The sequence below is a fragment of the Muricoccus harenae genome (assembly GCF_009848505.1).
GTDB classification, from domain to species: Bacteria; Pseudomonadota; Alphaproteobacteria; order Acetobacterales; family Acetobacteraceae; genus Roseomonas; species Roseomonas harenae.
Genome location: NZ_WWDL01000041.1, coordinates 1 through 20,660 on the forward strand (window position 1 = coordinate 1; position 20,660 = coordinate 20,660).

Consider the following 20,660-nt stretch of genomic DNA (forward strand, 5'->3'; position numbering starts at 1 on the left):
AGAAGGGTCTCGCCTACGCACTTTTGACCCTCGGCAGGCGGGAGGTAGGCACGGCCCGGCTTGAGGAGGCGGTCGGTGCCTTCCGTGCCGCGCTGCAGGAACGCACCCGCGAACGCGTGCCGCTCGATTGGGCGGCGATCCAGACGGGTCTCGGTAACGCGCTTGCGGCCCTTGGCGAGCGGGAGGCAGGCACGGCCCGGCTTGAGGAGGCGGTCGATGCCTTCCGTGCCGCGCTGGAGGAACGCACCCGCGAACGCGTGCCGCTCGAGTGGGCGGCAACCCATGACGCTCTTGCGCAGGTGACGGCCCTAGTTAGTGCCCGGCTAGGAGCCCGTCCCGGTAACCGCATTTCGGACTGACGCCGTTGGGGAGCGAGCGGCACTGGTCGCACGTGCGCGGCCGCTGCGGGTCAGGCTGTTGTTGCCCTGGCGAGCTTGGTGAGGTTGTGGTGGCGCTGTGCCGCGGCCTACGCACTGAAGCGGCCAGGTGGGTGGGGATCACCTGACCGGTGACCAGCCAGTCGAAGAGGTGCCGCAGCGCCGCCAGGCGCTGCTTGGCGGTCGGCGCCGAGCGCTCCCGGGTCTGCTGCTCGACCCAGGTGGCGACGTGGAGGGGCTGCACCGCAGTGAGGGAGCGGATGCCCATCACCATCTCGCACCAAGCAGGGAAATCAGCGGCGGCGGGCGGCGCGTATGAGGGTTACGGATGGCGACGGCAAAGAACTCTAGGAAGCGCAGTCCAGCGCGCTTGTCAGCACTCGCTACGATCGACGGTAGAACGACACCGTGGGAGCGGGCGGGGGAAGGGAAGAGGCGAGCTGTTTCAAGGCCCATCCTTGTCAGGCCGTGGAAGAATTCGCGCGAGATCGCCCTCCACGTCGAGATCGTAGTGCGCCGCGAGAAGGGCAACCTGCTGACCAACGGTGGCCCTGAAGGCGCCAAGGGCGGTGAAGAAGCCTGGGCTGGCGCGCTGCTCGTGCGGATTATCGAAGAAGCGGAACGCCTCTTGCTGGTCATCCTGAAAGCGGCGACATGCTGCGCGGATGGCGCTGAGCGGAGTAACCGCAAATGCGCGCGCCGGAAGTGCCTGGAGCGTTTCCGTGCAAGCTCGGCGGATCTCGCCGAGGGAGTGGCCAACCTGACTGACCGCTTCCAGTTGCTCGGCGTTGTAGAGAACCCGTCGGTCCTCTAAGAATGCAAAGAAGTTCCGGATGATCTCGCCGTGAGAAGGCCCTGGGTCGGCCCACTGAAGGCCGCCGAAGGGCACACTGATGCCCGTTATCCGACGGGCTGCGGCCGCCGTCACCTTCTTGCCCTTGCTGAACAAACCCCGCACCTCTTTCTCCCCTCTATTATGATAATGTCCTGTTATACCAAGTCCCGCTGATCACGACCTGTATGTCCAATCGCGGAGCCCAATGGAAATGATGCGCCAGGGTTGGCCGACGAGATTGTTCCAGGCGTCGCAGCAGTGGTCGACGATGTTGTCGTAGGATCGGAAGACGCGGTTGGAGAGCCAGTTCTCCCACATGAACTGCCAGACGTTCTCCATGGCGTTGAGTTCGGGACACTTGGGTGGCAGCGGCGCGAGCGTGATGTTGGGCGGGACCGCGACTTTGTCGGAGAGGTGCCATCCGGCCTGGTCGAGCAGCAGGACAGCGTGCCCTCCTGGCGCTACCGTAGCGGCGATCTCGGCCAGGTGCAGGTTCATCGCCTCGGTGTTGCAGTGGGGCAGCACCAGGGCTGCGCCCTTGCCCTCCTTGGGGCAGATCGCGCCGAAGATGTAGGTCGAGGCCGTGCGCTGGTCGTGCGGAGCGCTGGGCCGGGTACCGCGCTTGGCCCAGCGGCGGGTGATCTTGTTCTTCTGTCCGATCCTTGCCTCATCGGCGAACCAGACCTCTATGGCAGAGGGCTCGACGCCCTTCTCGCACGCGACCTCATCCAGCAGGGTGGGGAAGGCCTTTTAAGAAGATCGATCGCGCCCTCAGCCTGGGCATGGTGGCGCGGCCGGGCGGACAACTTGCGCCAGCCCAGGGCGCGCAACTCCCGGCTCAGCGTCTGCTTGGCGATACTGACCTTGTGGTCCTCCCAGAGCCATTGGCACAGATCAACCAGGCGCCAGCGCACGACGCCGTGGATGGCGGGCATCGGGCCGCTCTCCAGCATGGTTGCCAGTGCTGCACGGTGGGCGTCCGTCAGCCGGGAGGGCTGGCCAGGGGCTTTGCGGTCCATCAGGCCATCTGGCCCGTTGCTGTTGAACTTCAGCACCCAGTCCCAGACGATCTGCAGCGTCACGCCGCCGATCCTCGCCGCCTCGGTCCGGGTCGCACCGTCGTAAACCGCAGCCAGCGCCAACAAGCGCCGGGCCTGAGCCGCATCCTTCGTTCGCCGCGCTGCCACACGGAGGCGAACCGCGTCGAAGTCACCCCGAAGCGGAATGGCCATGGCGAACCTCCAGCGTTCGCCATCTTGAATCACATACCCGCCGCATCGGGGAATCCCCCACAAGAGTCACGGTTTCGGGGACTTGGTATTACCAGGACACGCTCCCTAGATCGCGGCCCGGCGGGCGCAGGCCGCGACGTAGGCGCGGGCCACCACCAGGAGCTCCGTATCGGTCGCATCCGGACTCATGCGGTGGAGTGTCTGAAGCGCAGCGATCTTCTTCGCGTCGGCCCGGAGGGCGGCATCGGAAGCGTCGGAGACACCGCGGTACCACCGGGTTGGCCGCTCCTTCGTCAGCACGGCCAACTCGGTGAGGATCTTCGTCACGGCCGACCCCAACAACTGCTCAGCCGCTGGGGTGCGCGCCGCCATCCCGATCCAGTGTGCGATCGTCGCCGTCGCACGGACGTAACTGTCTGGCGGCTCGCGTAGGAGGCTCAGGATCGGCTGGCCAGCCGCGCGGAGGCGGACGGCCATCAGTGCCGGCTCGAGGAAGCCGAGCCGCCAGCGCGGCGCTTCGATGCGGGCGAAGGGGGAGAAGTCCGCCGATCCGTCACGGTCGTTTTCGACCACCCAGAACTCGCAGTAGTCACGGAGAATCGCTTGCAGGCGCGCGATCTCGCGCTCCGACGCGGGCTTGGATGGGGAGGCCACCGCGGCGAGGACCGCCCTCCTGCCGCGCTCTCGGGCGCCGGCGAACAGGTCCGCGATCACCGCCTCCAGCTCGCCAGCCATGAGGCCACCGGCGCCGAGGTCCACCAGGATCACGTCGGCGTCGGTGTCGAGGCGGGCGAGCATGGCGGGGGCGGTATTGTCCAGGCCATGCCAAAGCAGCTGGGTCACCGACGCGCCCCCCAGCCGTGCGGAGATCCCGCGCACGGTGGGGTCCGCGTCGTAGACCACGACGCGCAGACCCATGAGGGTCAGTAGGAGGAAGAGGACCTCGGCGGTGGTCGTCTTGCCGACGCCGCCAGCACTCGGGCCGACGATGATCACGCCGGGATGGGGGATGTAGTTCATGACGTGGGTTCCGTATCGATGAGGTTTTGTGAGAGGTTGAAGCGCCGCGGCCGCGAGGGTTGTGCTGGCGTGGGCGGCTCGGCCGGAGCCGTCTCCTGCTCAGCCATCGGCGGGGATTTGGTGGTCAGCTCCGTGAACTGGAGTCGGCGCTTCTTGGTCTGGCGGAGGCGGCCCTTACTGGCGCGCGGTAGGTCCGGCCGCTCACGCCCGATCAGCGCGAAGATTTTCTCTGCTAGGTCAGGCGGCACCCAGACGGACACTCCGACCCATCCGGCCTGGTGCGCACGCTGGCGCCATTCGGCCGAGCGCTCGGCCGAAGATGTGGCCGCTCGCCGGCCTTCCGTGTTGGGGGTGGTTGTTCGCTGCATGTGACCTCCAGGGCTGCGAGCGAACGGATTCATAGTTCACGATCGCGCCCGGGAGTCGATTAGGCACAAAAGTTCCCGCCGCGTTTTTCGACACGCCGGCGGTCAGGCGGTGACGGCACCAACCGCGATGCCGCATCTTCACCGGCCCGCACTATTCTCCAGGAGAAGGGGAACTAGGGCGCACTTATGGCGACTGTTTTAGGAGCCGCGTCCCTTGTCCCACACGTTGGTGGTCGCGCTGGCCGCCATCGTTCTGCGAACGGAGGCGCGAGATGCGACGACGAATGTTTTTCCACTGCCATCACGACACGGTGACCAAGTCCCATGCTGCAGGCTTGGCCTCCGCCAAATGGGACTACATCCGTCGTGATAGCTCGGACCCACTGCTGATCACCCACAACATCCCAGACGGAGTGAGGGGCGTGACGAGCTTCCTGAACGGCCGGGAGGAGTATGTCCGCCGTCGCCGTCGCGAGAGCCGGATCGTGGAGGTGCTCGAGGTGGCGTTGCCGAACGAGGGCTCCGACGCCGCTCACCTGCAGATCGCGGAAGCCATCATTCAGGACATCACGGGCGGGGCGTGCCCGGTGGCGGCCAGCCTCCATCGAAAGCGGGGTAACATCCACCTCCACATCCTGGTGGTGGACGAGGATATCCGCGGGCGCCGCGAGGGCGAGCCACACACCGGCGGCAGATTTTTCGCGTACTCCGAGCCAGGCTCGACCCAGCGGCTGCGCCTGACGGTGGCCGGGTCCATGAACCGGGTGATGCCGGTGGTTGGCCTCGACGTGGAGGTGGACCCGCGCACCCTGGAGGAGCAGCGGAAGGATGCGTTGGCCCGTGGCGACCTGGGCCTGGCAGCAGAGCTGGACCGGCTACCGACAATTCACATCGGGCCGAACGCCGTTGCCATGGAGCGGAAGGGCAAGCTCCGAGACAAGGAGCGCCTGGCCGAGGCGCGCCGTCGGAAGGCCGCGAAGGATGAAGCCCTCCAAGAAGCCCAGCGGCTCGCACAGACGCTCGCAGAACCGCCGCCGTCACCATCTCTCCCAGCGACGAAGGCGGGAAGGCTGCCCGCCGCCGTGCCTGCCCCGTTCGTGCGCCCGGTCATCGCTCCCGTGATGCCGAAGGAGGGCGCCGCTGCTTCCGCACCGTCATCGCCGACATCCGCGCCATCGTTCGCAGAACAGGAGCCACCAGCGCCTGCACCGCCAGCGGAAGCCATCCTGACGCATAGGTCCTCACCGCCCAGGCGGCGGCTTCAGGGGCCGGCGAGGTGATGGCCCCTTGCAGAGTTTATGGGGAGGAGAGCTCTTCTTCCCATCCTCATAGTGGTGGCCGCTACGTTCCTCTTGGGCGCCATGGCGAGCCGGACGCGACCGAGCTGGCGCAGATCACTGCCTACACCAGATGTCCATTTGAGGCGGGGTGGTCGAAGTATGAGGAATGGGAACGTGGTCGGGTCGTGTCCCACGTGCGTTTCCAGCGGTTCGTCCTCCGTGCTGACCGGAAGATCCAGCATGTAATGGCCATCGCCCTTAGTCGCTGCGACTTTTTGCCGGAGGAATCCGGGTAGCCGGCGTGCCGAAGCGAAGCGCGCGCTTCTGAAGTCCCTCGACGGGCGGGTGTTGCTGGGCTGCAGCCGGTCAAGCCGCGTTACTGGGCGCAGATCTTTGCAAGCGGAGTGGCGGCCTTGTCTGTCTCGGACCCACCGGAAGTTTCTGGTGGCCTTTCGAGCGGCGGCTTCCCCTCAATCTTCACCTTCGTTCGGATGCGACGATCAATCGAAGCGCTACTTTTATTCCCGCCTGTATTCCGCGAGAGCGTTCCTGTGTTGAACGCGGCGCCCTTCTTGGCGTTGTGATATGAATGCCAGAACATGTTGGGATCGAGGCCGTAAGCATACACACTACCGCTCAACTTGATGCGAACAATCACTCCGGCTTCGACGAGTAATTTGCTCAGTCTCCATACTGTTATCCGATGAATTTTGAGTTCGTCGGCAATAACATCTTGAGAAGCGGCAACTACACCGGAAGGACCATCCGCGTGTTGTGCAATCCAAAGATAAAGTCGAGCTGCTGAAGGGTTGGTTCGAATCAGTTCTTGGAGATATTTGTAGCCACCTTCATACATTTGAACGAATCCGCTATTTTTATCTTCTTTGCTTCTAGAAAAACTTGTCACAAGGATTATTTTCCTCAATTTTTAGCGCGATCTGCGTATTAGGAAGTAGATTCTTCCATAATCACCTGCGGGGGTCATTGCAACATCCTGATGTTGCGACATATGCAACAGGACATTGCGTAAAAATGTTATGGGAGTGTTGCAAACTGCTGCATGTCGAAGGCACATTTTCAATGGCTTAGGCCTACTTTGCACGCTCCGCTCTTATCTAATCAGTTCTATATCATATAATCAATTGATTACGATCTCGAATTGATCGGCTTGGCCGAACTCGAGATTGCGGCTCTTGCCGCGAAACGAGCCGGGCGTAGCAAGGTACGGGGGCGCTTGGGAGCGCACCGCCGGGTCGTGCACGCCAAGCCATAACCGACGCAGAGGAGGAGTCTCAACACCTCCTGGCCACGCGTGGCGCGCACGAACCGCATCCTCCGGCGTCATCGCTGGCGTCTCCTTCTCCGAGTGCTACGATGCTTCCGCCGGAGCACCCAGCCACCGTCGCAGGAGCGGCACGGCGGCGCTGCCAGGCCCGCCGGGGTTATAGGCGAAATTGCGCCCGCTCGGGTGGTAGATCGCTGTTACTTCCAGACCCCCGAGACGACGGATCTGGTTCCAGCCCGGGGCGTGCCGAATGCCAAGCACCCGGGCCAGTGGATCGCGCTGCCAAGCACCCACGGCCGCAATTCCCCCTGCCCGATCGCCGAAGGCTTTCAGCCCCGCCTCGATCCGGGCGGCCGCACTGTCAGCCGGGTTCAGCAGCGTCCAAGGGGGCGCTGGGTAGGCGTTGATCGCCAGGAGCCGGTCCAACTCTTCCTCGCCGGACAGCTGCCAGACGCGGAGCGCGTTGCGCCGCGTTGCCGTCCCGCGCGCGAGGGCCTCTCGGTCGCGGTCCGCAGGCCGCGGCGCGTCCTGCAGAAACAGGAGCGGCACGCGATTGCACTGTAGCCGGTCGAAGCGCCGCTTCGCGGCTTCGACGGTCAGGACCAGCTCCCGGGTGTCAAAGGGTGAGGGCGTGGTGGTGGTGATGAGCACGAGTGGTCGCTCCGCTGCTGGATCCGCAAAGCGCGGATCCTCCTGAAAGCGAGACGGCACGACGTCCGGGAACGTGAGGGCGGATGGCAGATCTAACCGTCCCGCCGCCGCGGAGAGGACCTCCAGGACAGAAGCCCGCCGGGCCAGACAGGAGTGGCCAGACAGGAGTGAGAAGAAGCCCGCTCGGCGGAGCCTCGGGGTGGGGCGGCGGCGGTTCGCCGCCCCACCCCGAGGCCCCCGCCCATGCGGAACAGAGGGTGAGGGTGGTCCAACAAAGGACCCCCCATGCGAAACCCAACAGCCCCCATCGCCGATGCCGTCGCCACAAGCGGCTCAGCATCGTCGGTCGCCGCCTCGATCGCTCGCCTCCAGTCGGTGGATCCGCTCTTCCTAGCCCAGGCCTGGCGTCTCGTCTGGGCGGCCGCCTACAGGCGCAGCCGCATCATCCTGGGCCACTATGATGCGGACCTGGAGGACGTGGCCGCCGAGGCAGCGTTCCGGACGCTCTGCCAGGCCGACCTTCCCCTCACCCAGGAGTCCGTCCTGGGGGAAGGCGTGCTCGAGAGCATCGCCACCACAACCGCCAAGCGTCTCGCCTATGACCTCATCCGGACCCGTTACGGTCGTCAGCGCGGCGCCTCGCGGCGCGTGGACCCGCTCCGACGCGCGGACATCATCACCCTCACCGATGCCGTCACCGAGCACTCCGTCGGAGCGCTGATGTCGCCCGGCGAATCCGCCGAGGATGCCCTCCTTGCCCAAGAGCACGAGCGCCAGGTGCAAGCTGTCTGGGCAGCGGCGGAGCGCCTGCCCCGAGCCCAGCGGGAGGCGGTCGCAGCACGCCGGGCCGGGCGGGGGCCCCTTCCCCCAGCGGGGCGGCAGGCCCTGCGCGCCGCCATGCTCTCGCTGCAGGGCAGCGTGACGACGGCCGACCCTCGGACCGATCCCCGGATCCCTTGCGCATGAACCCCGAGTTCGTTCCGTTCATCATCGGTCCGACGTGGCTCGATGAGTTCGCTCAGGCATCCGCCGCGAACACGGTCGGCTCTCCGGATCCGGGGCAGCAGGGCAGCCTGCTCCCCGTCGCTCAACGACCCCATCGAGGTGCATCCGCACAACACGGAAGACCTTACGCGAGTGGAGCCGCTCGCGGTGTTCGCGGATCAGTTCGAGGACACCGGATAGGCGTGGGTCGCCAGGAGCCGGTCGAACTCTTCCTCGCCGGACAGCGGCCCGTCCTGCAGAAACAGGAGCGGCACGCGATCGTGCCGTAGCCGGTCAAGGCGCCGCAGCGCGGCCTCAACGGACGCAACGAGGTCGGACTTGGTGTTGATGGTGTGGCGCACGATCGCCGGCTCCCTTCCTTGGGCCCGCAAATAGCGGACCTTCCTGTGAGTGAGACGGCATGGCGACGGGAACCGTGAGGGCCGCTAGCGGAAATGGTCCGTTCCTCGGCCTAAGAGATGCTCCTGGAAGAGCCCCGCAAGGGCAGAATTCATAAAGGGTTCCCGCTCGGCGGGGCCTCGGGGTGGGGCGCGGTTTGCACGCCCCACCCCCGAGGCCCCCGCCCATGCGGGATCCAGAAAGGGTGAGGGCACTCCACCAAAGGACCGTCAATGCCCAACCCGACTGCCAACATCCTTCCCATCCCCGCCGCGTGCGGCCCTGCTTCTTCAGCTGTCGTTCCATCCCCTGCTTCCGGTCGACGGCCCAGGCGCTCGAGGCCTTGGCTTGGCGTCTCACCCTTGCCGCTGCACCCGCGATCGCCCGCACGATCCTGGACCGGAGCGACCCCGATCTCGAAGGCCTCTCCGGGCCGGGCCTGACCATCCCGGCGCGCTGCGGCCGGCCCTGATTTTTCGCAAGCCACCCTGCACGACGCCCGGTGCCGGAGCGCATCCGCGCGTGCTCATCCCAGGATCATCACCATGAGCTACATTAACTCCCATCCCGCCCCATTCCCGACCGGCTCCTTTGCCGCCCGCCAGGGCCTTCGCCCAGCCGACGCGACGCCTTTCAGCCACAACATCCGCCTCACTCCCGACAGGGTCCTCGCCCGTCACATCGACAGTGCCTGGAAGCCCCTTGGCTGGGAGGTCTACTCAGAGGGGCGGAACGGCCGGCCGGCCGTCAACTACCCCCGCGGCGCCCGCAAGGGGCTCGTCGCCACGAGCATCCCGCGCTGGAAGGGCTGCGAGATCATCCTCGTCGAGGGCGCGCTGGCCGCCCTCGCCGCCGCGGCCCTCAACCCCGCTGGCCTCGGAGAGACGATGATGGTCGTCGGCCTCGGCGGCCACTGGAACACCGACGTGCTCGACGAACTCGACTGCCTTGCCGTCAATGCCCGGGCATGCTGCATCAATGTCGCGATCTCCGACCACCACCCTGCGGGACAGCGGATGCGCGAGCAGGCGCTCGCAGGCCTCGAGAACCGGATCTTCGTTCGTCCCCTCCCCTCCCCTCCCGACGGCTGGCGCGCCACCCTGGTCGCCGCGCGCATTGGGCCGGCCACTCCGGGGGGGTGATGGAGGCCACGTTTCGCACGGAGCAGGCGGTCAGAAGCTGGACGGCCGCCCTTCCCGCCGCGGCCTACGACGTTCGCCTCGTTCCGGCCGACGGCGACGGGCCCGCTCTCAGGCGGCAGGTCTCGGGAGGGGGGCTCCTGCGCCTACTCCCGTGGCTGCGGTCGATGAATGCTAGGGACCATCACATCTACGCTCGGCCCGCCTCGCCGGCCTACGTGCTGATCGACGACCTGGACGAAGACGGTCTGGACGCCCTGCGAGCGGCCGGCCACCGGCCTGCAGCCGTAGTCGTCACCAGTCCCGCCAACCACCAGGTCTGGCTCCGGTTAGCTGAGGAGGAGGACCGGATAACACCCGCCCTCTCCTCCGGTGCCGCCCGCCTCGCTGCGGGGCGCTTCGACGGCGACCCCGGGGCGGCGTCGAGTGCCCAGGTCGGGCGGCTGCCGGGGTTCACCAATCGCAAGGACATCCATGCGGACCGGCACGGGCGCTACCCCTTCGTTCTGCTCCGCGCCGCCCCGGGCGGGGTGGATCCGGGGGGAAGTGCCCTGCTTCGGGCGGCTGCCGCATGTCCCGCGTCGCCCCTTCCGGGTTCGCCGCGGTTTTTCGCAGGGCGCCCGACCGGCGTTCCATTTCCCTCTGGCTCCCGCCTGCGGCCCTGCACCCCGGAGGTTGAGTGGAAGGAGGGGCAGCGTCGCGTTCTCGCCGAGCTGCCGCCTGGTACGATCCTTGACCACTCACGGTTGGATCACGCCGTCGCCGTCCGCCTCCTCTGCAGGGGGGCGACGCAGGCCTATGTGCGCGCGGTGCTCCTGGCTGGGGAGCGTGGCGGCATGGGTCGTGCAGCGAGGGCCTATGTGGCTCGGACCCTTGATGCCGCTCAGCGGACGACGGAGTGCTGATCACGGCGGGAAGCCTGAGAAACGGGGCTTTTCCGTGGGCCGTGATCATCCAGGCCCGGGCCCAGGTGAGGCAGGATCGGAGTTGCGACGCCTGTGTTGCGGCTGGGGTGTGGACCGCGGCGCCGACTCACGCGATGTTGGGGCGCACTCTCGATGTGAGGAATCACCCGAAACCACCAGCCCACTCATCCGCCGGGCCCGAAAACTGAGAAGGCCCCCGCCTGGCAGCGGGAGCCCTCCAGAGGTCTGCAGCGGGGCAAACCAAACTACTGTTCCGATGAGAACGAAGGTAAGGGCGGCGTTTTTCGCAGTCAAGCCTCCGTATGCCCCGATGCGTGTCCTCGACGGCCCGTCCACCCAATCCCTGGACGGAAAGAACAACCCTTGGACCACGCCTACCCCCAGCCCGGCCGCGACCGGGCCACGCCCCCTCCCCTGCCCTCCCCACGCCCGGCGCGCGGTAGCCTCGGCCACACGTCGGCGAGCGCCCCCTCCATTGGCGATAGCGAGGGCCGGGCGCGGGTCTTCGTGAACCGCGCCATCACGGCGCTGGGCACGCTCAGGACCGGCACGCCCGCCTCTCGCGAGCTGCTACGGGTAATGCTCCAGTTCCTGCCCGCTGGTGCCCTGACGAGCGGGCGGGCGTGGCTGCCGATGGGGGCCGCCAAGCTGGCGGCGATCGCCGGCATCACCGAGCGCAGCCTGGCCCGCCGTGTGGCGGAGCTGCGGGCGCTGGAGCTGCTGGACCGTCACCTGGACCGCTGGAACCACCCGGCGCGGGCAGCGGACGGCAGCCGGTGCGGCTACGACCTCGCTCCTCTGGTGGAGCGAGCGGCGGAGCTGAATGCGGCGCTCGATAGGCTCTTCGAGGATGGGACGCGGGCGCGGCGGGAGGCTCGCCGCAGCGCCTCACTGGAGGTGGCTGAGCGGGTGCGGGAAGTGGCCCCCCTCCCCTTCTCCTCTCGGACGCAAAAGACAGGGGGGGGCGACGCGGACGTCACCCCCATACAAACTACGAACCCTGATCCGATAGGATCCTCTGTAAACAGCCTTGGGGAAGACGCAGTTCAGAGGGCGCACCAACCCCTGACAACTCACGCTCAATCCGAGGGAAACAAGGAGGTCGCGAGTCGGGCAGAGGGAGCGCCCGGACCGCGTCGGGCGGGACGACTTCTGTCGGCGCTGAGCCCGGACTTCGCCATGCTTCTGCGCGGAGTGGCCCGCGACCCGGACAAGCCCACAGAGGGCGACCTGCTGGCTGCGGCCGACTACCTGGCGCAGCACCTGGGCGTGCCGCGGATGGCCTGGGCAGGGGTGGCACCGGCCCACGACCGGCTGTCGTTGGCGGCGGTGGTGGTGCTGGGCCAAGCGCAGGACGAGAGCGCCTTCCGCAGCTCGCGGGTGGCCTGGGTGACGGCCATGCTACGCCGGCCGGGCGTGAATCCCTGGCTCAGCGTGCACCGAGCCCTAGCTCAGAAGGCCCGGGGTCTCCCCGCCAAACCCAACCGCTTCCTCCACTGAGCTCCGGTACGGGGGAAGCAGGAGGCGACCTCGACTACCTATTGGCTGCCAGCTTCAGAATGTGCCGGTGGCGATCATGGCAACGCGCCTCTCAGGGCGGAGCGGCCAGCCGCTCCCGGAACCAGGTGGCGAGGGCTTCCTCCTGAAGGGTGCCGGCCGCAACGGCCTCGACGGTCCTGACGGCCTCGGCCGGGTCGAAGCGGAGGCGGTACCCGTTGTCGGCGAGGAACACCCGCGCCACCACCCAGGCGGTGCGCTTGTTGCCGTCGGAGAAGCCGTGGTTGCGGGCGAGGCCATAGGCGTAGGCTGCCGCCAGGGCCGCCGCGTCCGGCTCGCCATAGGCCGCGAGGTTCTCCGGCCGCGCCAGGGCAGACTCCACGGCGCCCTGGTCGCGCAGGCCGGCCAGGCCGCCATGCTCGGTCAGCTGTCGGTCGTGGATCGCGTGCACGACCTGGGCACCGACCCAGCGCCAGGCGGTCACCTCGCGAGGGCGCGCAGGATGTCGCGGTCCTCGTGCATGATCTCCTCGGCGAGCGACATCTGGCGCTCGAACTCGGGATTGTAGGGCGTCAGCCGGTAGCTGCCGTCCGGCGCCTCGGTCAGGTAGAGCGTGTCGCCCTTCTGCACCTTAAGGAAGGCCATTGCCTCCTTGGGCAGGATAAAGCCGGCCGAGGAGCCAACCGTGGTGACCTTCAGGCTCAGCATAGGAACTCCTATATAACGAACGTTATATAGGAGGTGTCCGGCTGGAGACAAGCCGTGGCATCACGTCGATGACGTTCAGTGCTGTGCGACGAGGACGGCTTCCGAGGACTTCTCCGCCAGCGATGCCGTCCACGCACTGAATCCATACCGAAAGGGTGTCCTAAAGGTGCTTTTCATGCACCGTCTCGGTTTAGCTTCTCGGCGATGGCAAGACGGATCCAGGCTAGTCGGGCCATGCCCCCTGCGCCCTTCCTCGCCTTGTCCACACGTTCAGCCATGTCCGCTGACAGAACCATGGTGAAGCGAGACTCCGCTGCTGGTTCTTGAGAAGCCTCGGCTGCGGCAGCAGCCGAGCTGGGACCGTCTCGGGTTTCAGCGGCACCGATCACACGGTCTATGTCAGCCTGGGTGGGCTGCTGGCGACTGGGACGCGAGAACTTGCTGGTCTGGGTCATAGATAGACCTTTGCCGTATATTCACGGTGCATCGGAGATGCTGAAAGCATACCGAAAAAGTGCATTCAACTCCGCCACGGCCTTGGGGTCTGGCCGCTGAGCTTCGCAGGCTCCCAGCCCCATCAGGTGGCTGGTCGCGATACCCTTCCGATTGCCGATCCGCACCGGAGCCGCCTCGATCACCTCGCCATGCTCTGCGAAAGCAGCTTCTGCCTCAGCATTGTCACTGCCGATCGGGTCTGCTCGGTTCACGAAGGCGATTGCCCGAAGCCCCTCATTGATGGAGCGAACGTCGCTGACCGTCTGAGCCACAGCATCCAAGGTCCAGAGGTCCGGACCGCGAGGAGGGAAGGGAAGTAGGAGCAGGCTGGCAACCGAAAGAGCAGCGCGCTGGGTGCTGGTATCGCGTGCCCCCGCGTCTACGATCACCACCCCGTACTTTTCGGAGAGGCGCCGGAGTTCATCCCGTATCTGCCGGCCGATAATGGAGACGGTAGTGACTGGCGCTAGCTCACCCCTCTGCTCGCTTCGAGCGGCAGCCCAAGTGGCTGTAGTCTCCTGCGGATCTGCATCCACTAGCAGCACCTCCTGACCAGCACGTGCTGCCAGGACGGCTAGGTTGGCCGCCAGGGTGGACTTGCCGATCCCCCCTTTGATGCCACCCGCTATCAGTATCTTGCCCATACTTCTACCGCACCGCTCCGATGCATAAACGGTGCATTGAACATACCGGGTGGATGAGGGCGGTGGCAATAGCGTGCCTCTCATGAGACGGCGCCCTCAGTTGCCCTCGCACCTAGCCTCTCGATAGGCAGTCTGAGGTACCTCGGCCTGCTGCGTTCGTGTGATGCACGGAAAACATACCGAAAATGCACTACAAGGTGTGATTGTTGGCTCTATCCCGCAGTCCGATCGAGCTTGGCGCCATGCTCGTCGGTGCGCCACGCGCCGACGGTGATCGGGTAGCGGCCGGTGCCGGGGGAGGGGAACAGGAAGTGGTGCCAGGCGAAGAGGCGCTCGGCCGTCAGCGGCCGGTCGAAGGCCCGGATGGCGTCGAGCACGACGGCGGCGATGGCTTCGGCCCTCCTGTCGGAGTTCGGGATTCCGGCCTTCTCCAGGCCCAGTCGCCGGGCCGGAGATGAGCGGACCTGCTGGTAGTCCAGCAACTCACCCTCAATCTCGCTCGTCTTGGGAGCGTCCTGGGTCAGGGCCGTCAGGGTGGCCTCGGCACGCAGCGGGAAGCCGAGTGTCGCCATGCGGCCCAGCAGCCGTCCCTGGCGGTGTCGAACGGCGGCGAGTTGGTTGGCTGGAGCCGCGCCGTCCCAGCGGAAGGCGGGCCAGTCCGGCCTCTCGTGGATGTGCGTCTTTCGCCGCACGACGTGCGGAGATTAATGGGCCGTAATCTCCGCATGCAATGGGGTGCTGCAGGCGTCCCTCGATCTGGCTTGAGGCCGGTGTGCCGCGGGACCTCGTGACTCACGGCCCTCGCGCTGGTGGAGCTCGGCTGTCCGGATTTGCTGGTGCCCTGGTCGTGGATGGCATCGGTGCTGAAGAGATCCAGGTTCCGCCGGAGGCCGAGGTGCCGGCGTCGGTGCTGGCCGGCTGTTGAGCGATCGGAGGCCGGTGTTGGAGTGGGCGTGCAGGGCTTCTGGAGGCCGGCGAGCGGGGTTGATGAAGGTCCTGCAGGACGGGGCCAGCGCTGTCGGCCGAGGCCAGCCCTTCCTTCTTCGGTGTCGCTGATGCCGAGCCGCGCTGGATTATCCCTCGTCTTCCGGTCTGGCGGTGGAGGCGGCGGGCTGATCACGGCGGGGGCGGGCTGCGCCCCGGGGAAAGGTACGGGGTGGGAAGGGGCTTCGGTTCGCCTCGGATGGTGGGAGGCGAAGACGTCCTCCGCCAGCGCACACCGTAGCTGGACCCGGAGAACCTAGAGGCCTTCCAAGCTGAGCCCTTCAACCGCCCTCTGCCGGCGCCGAGCCTGCGCCGGGATCTCGGGGGTTCCCATGCGCTTTTTGTCCTGGAGGGAACGGGCGGGTGACTTCGCTCCCGCACTGAGCGGCAGCTGTACAGGGCCGCCGCTGTTTCGGCGGCCCTCAAGCTGTCCGGTTCCATCGCCCAGCGGCACGGGCCAGAAGCACTCTACCCGCCCGGCTTCACCCCTCAGCGCCAGGAAAACGATGCGGCGCACCGCCCCGTCAGGCTCCGTCTCAACCGCGAGGCGAAACATCAGCCCCTCAGCGCCGTCGCTCCCCAGGGCCAGGGCGAGCTGCTCGGCCTCGTTCTCCTGCTGGCGCAGGGTGCGCTTGGAAGGATCCTCGGCATCGCCCCGGTAGAAGCGGACCGGCACACCCTCAATCAGGAAGACGAAGTGGTGGGTCTCGTCGAGCACCCCGAGCCAGGGATAGCGGCCGCCCTCCGCCGCACGCGCGAGCTGGTGCTTGGAGAAGGCGTAGGCTCGGCAGCCGATCGACCAGGCATCGTCTCCCGCCCAGGGATCCGCGAAGGCTATGGCGTCGGTCCGGCCGCGCGCCAGGAGCCGGGCCGCGGCCGTGAGCCGCTCCTCGGTCAGGGAGGGGTGCAGTTCCCAGGGCAGGCGACGCGCGGAAGAAGAATCGGGACCTGAGGGCGGCTCGTCCATCATGACAGCATGATAACGGAAAACAGGGGAGATGACCCTCACGGCGTGCTCAGAGACGAGAAGTTCACGCCACAGCATGGAGAGGCAGAGGGGTTCTCGAGACAGCCAGAGGGGACGACCGCCGGTGAGCAGTTCGGCTGCGGGATAAGCATTGAAGCCCTTCACCGAAAAATCTTCTCTGCAGACAACAATGATGACTGGATTTTTTAATCCCCACATCGTAAGTCTGTGGCCGCAGGATGGAGATGGGCGATGTCCCGGACACGACACATCGGAAAGCGCATGTCCCAGCGGGGTATTCGGCAGGTTCTCGTCGACCTCACCTTGCAGTTCGGCGAGGACGTCCAGGACCGCTGTGTCCTGGGGCGGGAGGGTCTCAAGAACTTGCTGGAGGTGGTGCGGGAGCTTGAGCAGACGGCACTCCGCGCCCTCGATAAGGGTGGGGTGGTGGTCGTCCAGGCCGACGGCGCCCTTGTCACGGCCTACAACGTCGACAGCTACGACCGGAGGCGCGCTGGTGGCCGCTGACAACGAAGAACTGGCCCTCGAAGAGACGGTCTTCCGAGACATTTCGGACGATGTCCGAAACGTGGGCTGGTCGGATGGGCCGGTCCTGGCGACCATGATCACCCAGATGCTGGTCCTCGCCACCACGACCGAGGAGAAGCTGCAGGCAGCGCGGGCCGTTTTCCTCAAGGTCGATGAGGAACTGATCCGCGACGCCTGGGCCCATCATCTCTCCGAGATGGAAGGCGTCCTCGACCTGCCGAAGGCGCGGCCGCCCCACGACGTCTACCCTATTGGCCTCGTCGACAAGGTGCGACGGCACCTCCTCCGGCTCGTGCCCGCCGGGAGAGGTGAGCCGGCATCCCCCTCCCTTCTTCAGCGTATCCTGACCCTGGCTGGCGGTCGGCACGCAGACTGGCCCTCCCTCAGCCGCGAGACGCAGATCCTGATCGCCGAGGCCCTCGAGGTCAGGAAGGACGAGTGGGTCTACTGCTCGGATGTCGGCACGGTTGGGCTGGCCCTCCATCTGGCAGCGGCGCGCCAGGCACGGGTGGTGCTGGACGTGTCCAGCCTGGAGGTGGCCAACCTTGCCCCTTGGCTCGCCAGGGCAGCTGCTACGGAGATAGGTGTGCGGGTTGCCGGCGACCGCGCTCCTCAGCCCGTGCACTGGCCACGGGCAATGATGGAGCGGGGGGGCACGAACAACGACTTCGACGTCGCGGTCCTGAACCTCCCGTGGGGCGTGCGCCAGGGCGATCGGGACACCGGTGGATCACTCGGACGCCTGGGACAGACCCCTGGCAGCTCCGAGGCCGCCCACATCGTGCAGGCCGCCCGGTGGGGCAGGCGGGCGGCCTGCGTCGTTCCCAGCGGATACCTCTTCCGGACGACGCAGGCCGAGCAGCTCGCCAAGAAGGAGGCCATCCTCCGCTACGGCCTTGACGCCATCGTCGCGCTGCCGCGGGACGCTCTCGGTCGCCATACCGGCGTCGCTGCGGCCCTCGTGCTGTTCAGGTCGGTTCCGGATGACGATCGCCGGCACCTCCTCATGGTGGACCCGCGCGGTGAGGCCGAGCGGGGAGGGGACTGGCATCTCGTCGCGGCCGAGGCGGTCAGGGAGCGCGAGACGGGTGACGTATCGACCCTCGTCTCCGTCGATGAGCTGGAGGCACAGGACCTGAACCTTGCCGTGGACCGCTATGTCCTTGGCTCTGAGGCCCGCCGCGTGCGGGATCTGCTCGCCCGGGCCGAGACCAGGCTCGACGACCTCGCCGAGCTCTACCGTCCACAGGCGCTGCTCGCCTCGACGGCGGGGCGGAATCGTCGGGCGGAGTACGCGGAAGATCCTCCCGAGTACGTCGACGGCGAGCGGATCGTCGAGGTGGGCGTTGCCGACATCGACGAGGCGGGCCTCTTGCGCGATCCGCAAAAGCTGGTGCCGTCGACACCCGAGGTCGTGCAGCGCTCGCGCAAGGCTCGCCTCGAGCCCGGTGACATCCTCATCGTGAACAAGGGCAGCGTCGGCAAGGTGGCGTTTGTCCGCGAGGTGCCAAAGGGGGAGACCTGGGTCGCAAGCCAGAGCTTCGTTATCGCCCGCCTCCGTCGCGGCGCTCCGGTCTCCGATCCCCTCGTCCTGTTCCGCTTCCTTTCCTCGGGGGTCGGCCAAGCAGCGATCCGCAGCCTCAGCGTCGGCACCACCATCCCTGGCATTCAGATGAACGACGTGCGGCGCCTACCTGTGCTCATGCCACCAGCGGATCAGCAGGTGGTGGTCGCCTCGGAGGTTCGCGACGTCTTCGCCACGCACGACCGTATCCAGCGCATGCGCGAGGACGCCGCGCGGCGTCTTCGTGCCCTCTGGCCGGACGGGGGCGACGATAGCTCCGGGTTGAGGGGAGCTGCCGCATGAACAAGAGCGAGATGAGCGAGCGCGACATCTGCTCGAAGTTCATCACCCCCGCCCTGAAGGCGGCAGGATGGGACGACATGACCCAGATCCGGGAGGAGGTCAGCTTCACCAAAGGGCGCATCATCGTCCGCGGAAAGCTCGTCAGCCGCGGCAAGGGCAAGCGCGCCGACTACATCCTCTACCACAAGCCCAACCTCCCGATCGCGCTGATCGAGGCGAAAGACAACAACCACCCGGTCGGAGCGGGACTCCAGCAGGGGATCGAGTACGGCGAGATCCTCGACGTGCCCTTCGTCTTCTCATCGAACGGCGACGGTTTCGTGCTCCACGACCGCACGGGGACCCTCCCGGAGAAGGAGCAGAACCTCGGCCTCGACCAGTTCCCCTCGCCGGAGGAGCTCTGGCGCCGGTACGCCTCCTGGAAGGGGCTGACCCCGGACGCCGAGCGCGTGGTCCTGCAGGACTACTATGCCGACAGCAGCGGAAAGGCCCCGCGCTACTACCAGGTCAACGCCGTCAACGCCGCCGTGGAGGCAATCGCCAGGGGACAGGACCGCGCCCTTCTCGTCATGGCGACCGGCACCGGCAAGACCTACACGGCGTTCCAGATCATCTGGCGCCTCTGGAAGGCTGGCCTCAAGAAGCGCATCCTCTTCCTCGCCGATCGAAACGTCCTGGTCGACCAGACCATGGTCAACGACTTCCGGCCCTTTGGTCCAGCCATGGCCAAGCTCAGCACCGACGCCAAGACCATCGAGCGGAACGACGGCTCCACGGTCGAGCTCATGACCGCGATCGACCGCAAGCGCCGGATCGACACCTCCTACGAGGTCTATCTGGGCCTCTACCAGGCGATCACCGGGCCGGACGAGCGCCAGAAGCTCTTCCGCGAGTTCTCTCCGGGATTCTTCGACCTGATCGTCATCGACGAGTGCCACCGTGGAAGCGCCGCGGCGGACTCCGCCTGGCGGGAGATCCTCGAGCACTTCTCCGAGGCGACCCAGATTGGCCTCACCGCCACCCCGAAGGAGACGAAGTACGCTTCGAACATCGACTACTTCGGCAAGCTGGTCTTCTCCTACTCGCTGAAGCAGGGCATCCGGGACGGCTTCCTGGCGCCCTACAAGGTGATCAAGGTCCACATCGACCGCGACGTAAACGGATACAGACCGGCGATGGGCACCCTCGACCGTGAGGGGAACGAGGTCGAGGACAGGATCTACAACCAGAAGGACTTCGACCGCACCCTGGTGATCGATGACCGCACCAAACTGGTCGCGAAGAAGGTCTCCGACTTCCTCCGCGAGAGCGGCGACCGGTTCCAGAAGACCATCATCTTCTGCGTGGACGAGGAGCACGCGGCCCGAACGCGCCAGGCCCTCGTCAACGAGAACAAGGACCTCTGCGACAAGAACTCGCGCTACGTCATGCGCATCACCGGCAGCGACGCCGAGGGGCAGGCGCAGCTCGGCAACTTCATCGACCCGGAGTCCAGCCACCCCGTCATCGTCACCACCTCGCGGCTCCTCTCCACCGGGGTGGACGCCCAGACCTGCCGGCTGATCGTGCTCGACCGGCCGGTGGGCTCGATGACGGAGTTCAAGCAGATCGTCGGCCGAGGCACCCGCGTGCACGAAGACACCAAGAAGTTCTACTTCACCCTGATGGACTTCCGCGGCGCGACGAACCACTTCGCCGACCCCGACTTCGACGGCGAGCCCGTCCAGATCTACGAGCCCGGCCAGGGTGATCCGATCACCCCGCCGGACGACGCGCCCCCCACGGACGAGGAGGGGAGGGATCTTCCTCCCACGCCAGGAGCCGACGAGACGGTCGTGGGCGGCGACCCGCCGGACGTCTCCATCACGGGAGGCGGGGGAGGGCGCCAGAAGGTCTACGTGGACGGCGTCACAGCCACCATCATCGCTGAGCGGGTCGAGTACCTGGATGCGGATGGCCGGCTCGTCACGGAGAGCTTGCGCGACTTCACTAGGAAGGCCCTCCAGAAGCGCTACGCCAGTCTCGACGCCTTCCTGCGCCGCTGGAATGGCGAGGCCCGGAAGAGGGCCGTCCTCGAGGAGCTCGAGGCCGAGGGCCTGCCCCTCGAGCCGATCGCGGAGGAGGTCGGGAAGGACCTGGATCCCTTCGACCTGATCTGCCACGTCGCCTTTGACCAACCGGCCCTGACACGCCAGGAGCGGGCTGAGAACGTCCGCAAGCGGGACGTGTTCACGAAGTACGGGCCGCAGGCGCGCGCCGTCCTGGAGGCGCTTCTTGCCAAGTACAGCGACGAGGGCGTCCTGGACCTCGGCGACCTCCGGGTCCTCCAGATTGCCCCCTTCGACCGGATGGGCACGCCCGTGCAACTCATCCGCCAGTTCGGCACGCGCGCCGACTTCGAGCACGCCGTGACCCAGATCCAGACTGCTCTCTACGAGGAAGCCGCCTAGCCC

At 66.7% G+C, this 20,660-nt stretch carries 23 protein-coding genes; 10 read left to right on the forward strand and 13 right to left on the reverse strand.

The window, feature by feature from the left end; translation table 11 throughout:
- The coding region (locus GSE44_RS22135) for a hypothetical protein (protein ID WP_457852181.1) at positions 1–359 on the forward strand (359 nt) is incomplete at its 5' end.
- Here GSE44_RS22135 and GSE44_RS26810 read toward each other — a convergent pair.
- The 5 genes from GSE44_RS26810 to GSE44_RS22160 form a co-directional block, all read right to left on the reverse strand.
- A complete protein-coding gene (locus GSE44_RS26810; RefSeq protein WP_328799102.1) occupies positions 313–651 on the reverse strand; it encodes a site-specific integrase in 339 nt (112 codons plus the stop codon). The genes GSE44_RS22135 and GSE44_RS26810 overlap by 47 nt on opposite strands.
- Before the next feature lie 171 nt (positions 652–822).
- On the reverse strand, positions 823–1,335 hold the full coding sequence (locus tag GSE44_RS22145; protein WP_159351017.1) for a DUF6650 family protein: 513 nt from the start codon (positions 1,333–1,335) through the stop codon (positions 823–825).
- Between the two features lie 51 nt (positions 1,336–1,386).
- Positions 1,387–2,444, reverse strand: a protein-coding gene (locus GSE44_RS22150) for an IS630 family transposase (RefSeq protein ID WP_159351018.1) whose coding sequence is annotated in 2 segments (ribosomal slippage) — positions 1,387–1,940 and positions 1,940–2,444 — 1,059 coding nt in all. Because the reading frame shifts where the segments join, the coding sequence is not laid out codon by codon here.
- Positions 2,445–2,549: 105 nt separating this feature from the next.
- A complete protein-coding gene (locus GSE44_RS22155; RefSeq protein WP_159351019.1) occupies positions 2,550–3,464 on the reverse strand; it encodes an ATP-binding protein in 915 nt (304 codons plus the stop codon).
- Entirely contained in the window at positions 3,461–3,832 is a 372-nt protein-coding gene (locus tag GSE44_RS22160) for a hypothetical protein (RefSeq protein WP_159351020.1), read from the reverse strand. Before GSE44_RS22160 ends, GSE44_RS22155 begins: the two co-directional genes overlap by 4 nt.
- A gap of 422 nt (positions 3,833–4,254) precedes the next feature.
- On the opposite strand from GSE44_RS22160, the gene GSE44_RS22165 reads away from it, so the two are divergent.
- Complete coding sequence (locus GSE44_RS22165; protein WP_235925063.1) at positions 4,255–5,112, forward strand: MobA/MobL family protein; 858 nt, start codon at positions 4,255–4,257, stop codon at positions 5,110–5,112.
- 376 nt (positions 5,113–5,488) lie between these two features.
- Here GSE44_RS22165 and GSE44_RS22170 read toward each other — a convergent pair whose 3' ends face one another.
- Positions 5,489–6,019, reverse strand: coding sequence for a helix-turn-helix domain-containing protein (locus GSE44_RS22170; protein WP_159351022.1), 531 nt, complete (start codon positions 6,017–6,019; stop codon positions 5,489–5,491).
- A 462-nt stretch (positions 6,020–6,481) separates the two neighbouring features.
- On the reverse strand, positions 6,482–7,048 hold the full coding sequence (locus GSE44_RS22175; protein ID WP_159351023.1) for a hypothetical protein: 567 nt from the start codon (positions 7,046–7,048) through the stop codon (positions 6,482–6,484).
- Between the two features lie 285 nt (positions 7,049–7,333).
- Here GSE44_RS22175 and GSE44_RS22180 point away from each other — a divergent pair, with 285 nt between their 5' ends.
- Entirely contained in the window at positions 7,334–8,014 is a 681-nt protein-coding gene (locus GSE44_RS22180; protein ID WP_159351024.1) for a hypothetical protein, read from the forward strand.
- A 197-nt stretch (positions 8,015–8,211) separates the two neighbouring features.
- Here the strand turns inward: GSE44_RS22180 and GSE44_RS22185 are convergent, their stop codons facing one another.
- On the reverse strand, positions 8,212–8,394 hold the full coding sequence (locus GSE44_RS22185; RefSeq protein ID WP_159351025.1) for a hypothetical protein: 183 nt from the start codon (positions 8,392–8,394) through the stop codon (positions 8,212–8,214).
- Positions 8,395–8,774: 380 nt separating this feature from the next.
- On the opposite strand from GSE44_RS22185, the gene GSE44_RS26335 reads away from it, so the two are divergent.
- From GSE44_RS26335 to GSE44_RS22200, 4 genes are all read left to right on the forward strand, one after another.
- Positions 8,775–8,903 (forward strand): hypothetical protein, encoded by a 129-nt coding sequence (locus GSE44_RS26335; RefSeq protein ID WP_268893688.1) that lies wholly within the window; start codon positions 8,775–8,777, stop codon positions 8,901–8,903.
- Positions 8,904–8,976: 73 nt separating this feature from the next.
- On the forward strand, positions 8,977–9,573 hold the full coding sequence (locus GSE44_RS22190) for a hypothetical protein (RefSeq protein WP_159351026.1): 597 nt from the start codon (positions 8,977–8,979) through the stop codon (positions 9,571–9,573).
- Positions 9,573–10,475: a DNA-primase RepB domain-containing protein gene (locus GSE44_RS22195; RefSeq protein ID WP_159351027.1), complete on the forward strand. Its 903-nt coding sequence runs from the start codon at positions 9,573–9,575 to the stop codon at positions 10,473–10,475. The genes GSE44_RS22190 and GSE44_RS22195 overlap by 1 nt, the downstream gene beginning before the upstream one ends.
- 384 nt (positions 10,476–10,859) lie before the next feature.
- Positions 10,860–11,996: a helix-turn-helix domain-containing protein gene (locus GSE44_RS22200; RefSeq protein ID WP_159351028.1), complete on the forward strand. Its 1,137-nt coding sequence runs from the start codon at positions 10,860–10,862 to the stop codon at positions 11,994–11,996.
- Between the two features lie 91 nt (positions 11,997–12,087).
- Here GSE44_RS22200 and GSE44_RS22205 read toward each other — a convergent pair whose 3' ends face one another.
- The 5 genes from GSE44_RS22205 to GSE44_RS22225 form a co-directional block, all read right to left on the reverse strand.
- Positions 12,088–12,477, reverse strand: a complete 390-nt coding sequence (locus GSE44_RS22205) for a type II toxin-antitoxin system death-on-curing family toxin (RefSeq protein ID WP_159351029.1) — start codon at positions 12,475–12,477, stop codon at positions 12,088–12,090.
- Complete coding sequence (locus GSE44_RS22210) at positions 12,474–12,701, reverse strand: AbrB/MazE/SpoVT family DNA-binding domain-containing protein (protein ID WP_159351030.1); 228 nt, start codon at positions 12,699–12,701, stop codon at positions 12,474–12,476. Before GSE44_RS22210 ends, GSE44_RS22205 begins: the two co-directional genes overlap by 4 nt.
- 476 nt (positions 12,702–13,177) lie before the next feature.
- Positions 13,178–13,840: an AAA family ATPase gene (locus tag GSE44_RS22215; RefSeq protein ID WP_159351031.1), complete on the reverse strand. Its 663-nt coding sequence runs from the start codon at positions 13,838–13,840 to the stop codon at positions 13,178–13,180.
- 212 nt (positions 13,841–14,052) lie between these two features.
- Positions 14,053–14,532: a DUF4172 domain-containing protein gene (locus GSE44_RS22220; protein WP_159351032.1), complete on the reverse strand. Its 480-nt coding sequence runs from the start codon at positions 14,530–14,532 to the stop codon at positions 14,053–14,055.
- A gap of 548 nt (positions 14,533–15,080) precedes the next feature.
- Positions 15,081–15,956: a hypothetical protein gene (locus GSE44_RS22225; protein ID WP_159351033.1), complete on the reverse strand. Its 876-nt coding sequence runs from the start codon at positions 15,954–15,956 to the stop codon at positions 15,081–15,083.
- Between the two features lie 87 nt (positions 15,957–16,043).
- On the opposite strand from GSE44_RS22225, the gene GSE44_RS22230 reads away from it, so the two are divergent.
- The 3 genes from GSE44_RS22230 to hsdR are packed head-to-tail and all read left to right on the forward strand — an operon-like array spanning position 16,044 to position 20,657.
- Positions 16,044–16,319, forward strand: a complete 276-nt coding sequence (locus GSE44_RS22230) for a hypothetical protein (RefSeq protein WP_159351034.1) — start codon at positions 16,044–16,046, stop codon at positions 16,317–16,319.
- The gene (locus GSE44_RS22235) at positions 16,309–18,207 is read left to right on the forward strand and encodes an N-6 DNA methylase (RefSeq protein ID WP_159351035.1); all 1,899 of its coding nucleotides are present in this window, start codon (positions 16,309–16,311) and stop codon (positions 18,205–18,207) included. Before GSE44_RS22230 ends, GSE44_RS22235 begins: the two co-directional genes overlap by 11 nt.
- Positions 18,204–20,657: an EcoAI/FtnUII family type I restriction enzme subunit R gene (hsdR, locus tag GSE44_RS22240; RefSeq protein ID WP_159351036.1), complete on the forward strand. Its 2,454-nt coding sequence runs from the start codon at positions 18,204–18,206 to the stop codon at positions 20,655–20,657. The genes GSE44_RS22235 and hsdR overlap by 4 nt, the downstream gene beginning before the upstream one ends.
- Positions 20,658–20,660: the final 3 nt, after the last annotated feature.

Bases quoted from the DNA above. Each gene is read 5' to 3' on its own strand.
- GSE44_RS22215 (WP_159351031.1), bottom strand. From the start codon at position 13,840: ATGGGCAAGATACTGATAGCGGGTGGCATCAAAGGGGGGATCGGCAAG.
- GSE44_RS22180 (WP_159351024.1), top strand. From the start codon at position 7,334: ATGCGAAACCCAACAGCCCCCATCGCCGATGCCGTCGCCACAAGCGGC.
- GSE44_RS22195 (WP_159351027.1), top strand. From the start codon at position 9,573: ATGGAGGCCACGTTTCGCACGGAGCAGGCGGTCAGAAGCTGGACGGCC.
- GSE44_RS22210 (WP_159351030.1), bottom strand. From the start codon at position 12,701: ATGCTGAGCCTGAAGGTCACCACGGTTGGCTCCTCGGCCGGCTTTATC.
- GSE44_RS22160 (WP_159351020.1), bottom strand. From the start codon at position 3,832: ATGCAGCGAACAACCACCCCCAACACGGAAGGCCGGCGAGCGGCCACA.
- GSE44_RS22190 (WP_159351026.1), top strand. From the start codon at position 8,977: ATGAGCTACATTAACTCCCATCCCGCCCCATTCCCGACCGGCTCCTTT.
- GSE44_RS22155 (WP_159351019.1), bottom strand. From the start codon at position 3,464: ATGAACTACATCCCCCATCCCGGCGTGATCATCGTCGGCCCGAGTGCT.
- GSE44_RS22230 (WP_159351034.1), top strand. From the start codon at position 16,044: ATGTCCCGGACACGACACATCGGAAAGCGCATGTCCCAGCGGGGTATT.
- GSE44_RS26810 (WP_328799102.1), bottom strand. From the start codon at position 651: ATGGTGATGGGCATCCGCTCCCTCACTGCGGTGCAGCCCCTCCACGTC.
- hsdR (WP_159351036.1), top strand. From the start codon at position 18,204: ATGAACAAGAGCGAGATGAGCGAGCGCGACATCTGCTCGAAGTTCATC.